Origin of the sequence: Pseudomonas sp. AKS31 (assembly GCF_023634765.1) — a bacterium.
Taxonomy (GTDB): Bacteria; Pseudomonadota; Gammaproteobacteria; order Pseudomonadales; family Pseudomonadaceae; genus Aquipseudomonas.
This window is the reverse complement of record NZ_JAMLFX010000002.1, coordinates 53,294-57,308: the sequence shown is the minus strand read 5'-3', so window position 1 is coordinate 57,308 and position 4,015 is coordinate 53,294. Positions and strand designations below refer to the sequence as shown.

Here is a 4,015-nt window from a genome sequence, read left to right as displayed (position 1 = left end):
GAGCAGGCTCGCTCCCACAGGGGAATGCATGTCCAGGGTGGGAGCGAGCCTGCTCGCGAAAGGGCCCGCGAATCCGACGAAGATCTGTCAGTCGTTGGTCAATTTTCCTGTCCGAAACGCCACCCGCCCCGCCACTTTCGCCTGCCAGATCCCCGGCTCGGTATAACGCCCGCGATCAAGCGCAAACAGCACGCCACTGGTGCCGGCGCGCACAGTGGTCACGCGATCCTGCAATGGATCGACCACTTCGAACAACGCATCGCCCTGCTCCACCCACTCGCCGGCATTGCGCAGGAAACTCACCACGCCATGGTGCGGCGCGAACAGGTATTCGGTGCCCTCGAACGGCAGGCCTTCGCAGCACTCGCTCGGCGCCGCCGGCCATTCGCCGCTGATGAAACCCTGCTCGGCGAGGAAGCCCAGAATCGCCTCACAATTGGCCTGCGCCTGATCGATGCGGGTGTCGCCCATGCTGCCCAGTTCCAGCGTGGTCGCCAGGTTCGCCGCCGGAATCGCGGCATGCGGGAACGCCCGCGCCAGACGCAGCCACGGCGTCGAGCAGGACTCATCAAACGAACTGCCGCCGGAATCTTCACACAGCAGCGCCACGCCGGCCTTCAGACGTGCCGCCAATGATTGCCACTGTGGCCAGTGCTGCGGCAGCGCGTACAAGTGAATCGCCGCGTCGAAATCACAATGCAGATCGAGGGTGATGTCGGCATCGCAGGCATGGCGCAACAGTAGACGATGCAACGCTTCCAGTTGCGAGGCCGGTGCCGGCAACTCATCGAAAACCTGGCCCATGGCCTGGCGGATCAGCGCGACGTTGGCCTCGGCATCCGTGCCTAGACGCTCACCGATCAACGCTCCAACCGGCGCGCTGAGTTCGACGAAAGCGCGGTTGAAGTTCTTGCCGCTGCCCAGTTCGAAGCGGCCCATGTGCGCACCTTGCACGTGTTGATCGAGGCCGATCGGGTTGGCCACTGGCACCAGCTCGATCACGCCCTGCAACCGGCCTTGCTGTTCCAGCGCATTGAGGCGCTGCTTGAGTTCCCACGCGGTGCGCATGCCCGGCAGTTCATCGGCGTGCAGGCTGGCCTGGATATATACCTTGCGGGTGCCCGCGCCATAGCGGAACACGCTGAGCGAGCGCTCGCTGCCCAAATGGCTCCAGGGCAGAACATGGTCGATGCGTTGCATGGGAAAACTCCGATGTTTCTGTAGGAGCTGCCGAAGGCTGCGATCTTTTGATCTTTTTTTTCACAAGCAAAGTCAAAAGATCGCAGCCTTCGGCAACTCCTACATGGGAAATGTGTGAAACAGAATAAATCATGGGCGCAAAAAAAGTGGCCACCGCGCAAACGGGGCCACTTTTTTCTACGGCGTATTAATGGCCGTACACGTCAAAGTCGAAGTACTTGTCCTGGACTTTCTTGTACTCGCCATTGGCGCGGATTTCGGTGATGGCTTTGTTGAACTGCTCAGCCAGCGCGGTATCGCCCTTGCGCACCGCAATGCCGGCGCCGCCGCCGAAGTACTTGGCGTCTTCATAGGTTGGGCCAACAAATTCGAAGCCTTTACCGGCGTCGGTTTTCAAGAAACCGTCACTCAGGTTGACCGAGTCGGCCAGCATCGCGTCGATACGGCCGGAAACCATGTCGAGGTTGGCTTCCTGCTGCGAGCCGTAACGCACCAGGTCGATCCCGGCCGGAACCAGCACTTCAGTGGCGTAGCGATCATGGGTACTGGCACGCAGCACACCGACTTTCTTGCCTTTAAGCTCGGTCAGCGGGTCTTTGACACCGGAGCCTTCCTTCATCACGAAGCGCGCCGGGGTGTGGTAGTACTTGATAGTGAAGTCGACGTTCTTTTTGCGGTCGTCGGTGATGGTCATCGACGACAGAATCGCGTCGATTTTCTTCACTTTCAGTGCTGGGATCAGGCCGTCGAACTCTTGCTCGACCCAGGTGCATTTGACTTTCATCTGCGCGCACAGCGCATCGCCGATATCGACGTCGAAACCGGCAAGTTTGCCGTCAGGGGTTTTCATCGAGAATGGCGGGTACCCGGCTTCGATACCGATGCGGATCGGCTTGGCGTCTTCGGCCACAGCGGTCAAGGACAACATCGACAGTGCCAGGGCACCGAACATCACTAGCTTTTTCATTTATTACTCCCGTGCGGAGGCTTTTATTGGCAGCTTTCGATTCAGCGTTCGGTCATGGCCAAATGGCTATAAAAACCGAAGTGGCCGGCAGTCTATGGCGGTGCGCACAGGGTAAATTGTTTTTAAGCGACAAATACTTACGAAAGATCGGCGCATCGATTGACCGGGGTCAACGGGTGCGCCGTCGTGGTGCAAAAGCTGTAGGACAAGAGCATTTCCAGAGCAGAAAAACGCTGATTTCCCTGTAGGAGCTGCCGCAGGCTGCGATCTTTTGATCTGACTTTTTAAATATCAAGATCAAAAGATCGCAGCCTGGGGCAGCTCCTACATGAGGATCAGCATTCGCAGCCGATGGCGGTTTTGGCGGCTTGCTCAACGCTCAGTTGAAAGCCTTCATCCAGCCATCCGGTAACGCCGCCGATCATCTCCTTAACCGGATAACCCAGCGCTGCCAGCTTCACCGCTGCCTTGTTCGCGCCGTTGCAGTGCGGGCCGGCGCAATAGACCACGAACAGCGTGGTTTTCGGGTAGCTCGCCAGTTCTGCCGCCGTCAGCAAACGGTTCGGAATATTGATCGCCCCCGGCACATGCCCGCGCTCAAAGGCCAGAGGACCGCGCACGTCGACCAGGACAAAATCGATCTCGCCGGCCTCTTGGCTGCTGAAGACGTCGGAACAATCGGTTTCGAAAGTCAGACGATTGCTGAAGTGCATCAGGGCGATCGCCGACGGAGCGGCAGGGATGTCGCGAACGAGGCTGGTCATGGGTGTTGCTCCTTTGTCTGAACGGGTGTGAGCAGACTTTATCGAGCGGCCGCTTGCGGCTACAGTGGCGTACAAGACACTCACCGGGAATTTTCCGCCAAATGCCGACATCACCAGGTCTGGTCGCGATTCTGGCCTACGACGGCCTCTGCACATTCGAGTTCGGCATCGCCGTGGAGGTCTTTGGCCTGACCCGGCCGGAGTTCGATTTCCCGTGGTACACCCACGCCATTGCGGCGGTCGATCAAGGCCCGATGCGCGCCCTGGGCGGGATTCAGGTGCTGGCCGATGGCGGCCTGGAATTGTTGGCCGAGGCGCGCACCATCATTATTCCCGGCTGGCGCGATCGCAACGCGGCGGTGCCTCCAGCATTGATCGACGCGCTGTGCCAGGCCCATGCCCGGGGTGCGCGGTTGCTGTCGATCTGCTCCGGTGTATTTGTGCTGGCGGCCACCGGCCTGCTCGATGGGCACGGCGCCACCACTCATTGGCGGTACACGGCGGAACTGGCGCAGCGCTTCCCGGCGATTGCCGTTGATGCCGATGTGCTTTACGTCGATTCCGGTCAGTTGATCACCTCGGCAGGAAGCGCTGCCGGGATCGATGCTTGCCTGCATCTGGTGGCGCGGGACTTCGGTACGCAAGTCGCCAACTCGGTGGCGCGGCGCCTGGTGATGTCGCCGCAGCGTACTGGCGGTCAGGCGCAGTTCATTCCGACACCGGTCAGCCCGACGCCGCGCAATGACCTGTCACGGGTGATGCAGTGGGCGCGCGAGCGTTTACATGAACCGCTGGAAGTACGTGATCTGGCCAGCGAAGCGGCGATGAGTGAGCGCACGTTTCTGCGGCGTTTTACCGAGGCCAGCGGGCAGTCGCCCAAGGCGTGGTTGCAGCATGAACGGTTGGCGCGGGCGCGGGAGTTGCTGGAGAGTACGCCGCATAACACCGAGCAGATTGCCGAGCGTTGCGGGTATCGGTCGGTGGAGAGTTTTCGTGTGGCGTTTCGCGGCGTGGTAGGCGTGCCGCCGTCGGTGTATCGGGAGCGGTTTGGGCGGGGTGTTAGGGTTGAATCCTGAGGTGATTT

General features: G+C 60.3%; 4 protein-coding genes. 1 reads left to right on the top strand and 3 read right to left on the bottom strand.

The genetic code is table 11. The annotated features are described in order from the left end of the window. Nucleotides 1-87: 87 nt before the first annotated feature. From M9827_RS06365 to M9827_RS06355, 3 genes are all read right to left on the bottom strand, one after another. Entirely contained in the window at nt 88-1,200 is a 1,113-nt protein-coding gene (locus M9827_RS06365; RefSeq protein WP_250604337.1) for a M14 family metallopeptidase, read from the bottom strand. Between the two features lie 187 nt (nt 1,201-1,387). Beyond that, nucleotides 1,388-2,167: an L-arginine-binding protein AotJ gene (gene aotJ, locus M9827_RS06360; protein WP_016984244.1), complete on the bottom strand. Its 780-nt coding sequence runs from the start codon at nt 2,165-2,167 to the stop codon at nt 1,388-1,390. A 335-nt stretch (nt 2,168-2,502) separates the two neighbouring features. After that, on the bottom strand, nt 2,503-2,931 hold the full coding sequence (locus M9827_RS06355) for a rhodanese-like domain-containing protein (protein ID WP_007915056.1): 429 nt from the start codon (nt 2,929-2,931) through the stop codon (nt 2,503-2,505). 101 nt (nt 2,932-3,032) lie between these two features. Here M9827_RS06355 and ftrA point away from each other — a divergent pair, with 101 nt between their 5' ends. Continuing rightward, a complete protein-coding gene (gene ftrA / locus M9827_RS06350; RefSeq protein WP_250604335.1) occupies nt 3,033-4,007 on the top strand; it encodes a transcriptional regulator FtrA in 975 nt (324 codons plus the stop codon). Nucleotides 4,008-4,015 lie beyond the last annotated feature (8 nt).

Excerpts from the sequence above, each read along its gene's own strand:
- aotJ (WP_016984244.1), bottom strand. The coding sequence starts at position 2,167 with ATGAAAAAGCTAGTGATGTTCGGTGCCCTGGCACTGTCGATGTTGTCC.
- M9827_RS06355 (WP_007915056.1), bottom strand. The coding sequence starts at position 2,931 with ATGACCAGCCTCGTTCGCGACATCCCTGCCGCTCCGTCGGCGATCGCC.
- ftrA (WP_250604335.1), top strand. The coding sequence starts at position 3,033 with ATGCCGACATCACCAGGTCTGGTCGCGATTCTGGCCTACGACGGCCTC.
- M9827_RS06365 (WP_250604337.1), bottom strand. The coding sequence starts at position 1,200 with ATGCAACGCATCGACCATGTTCTGCCCTGGAGCCATTTGGGCAGCGAG.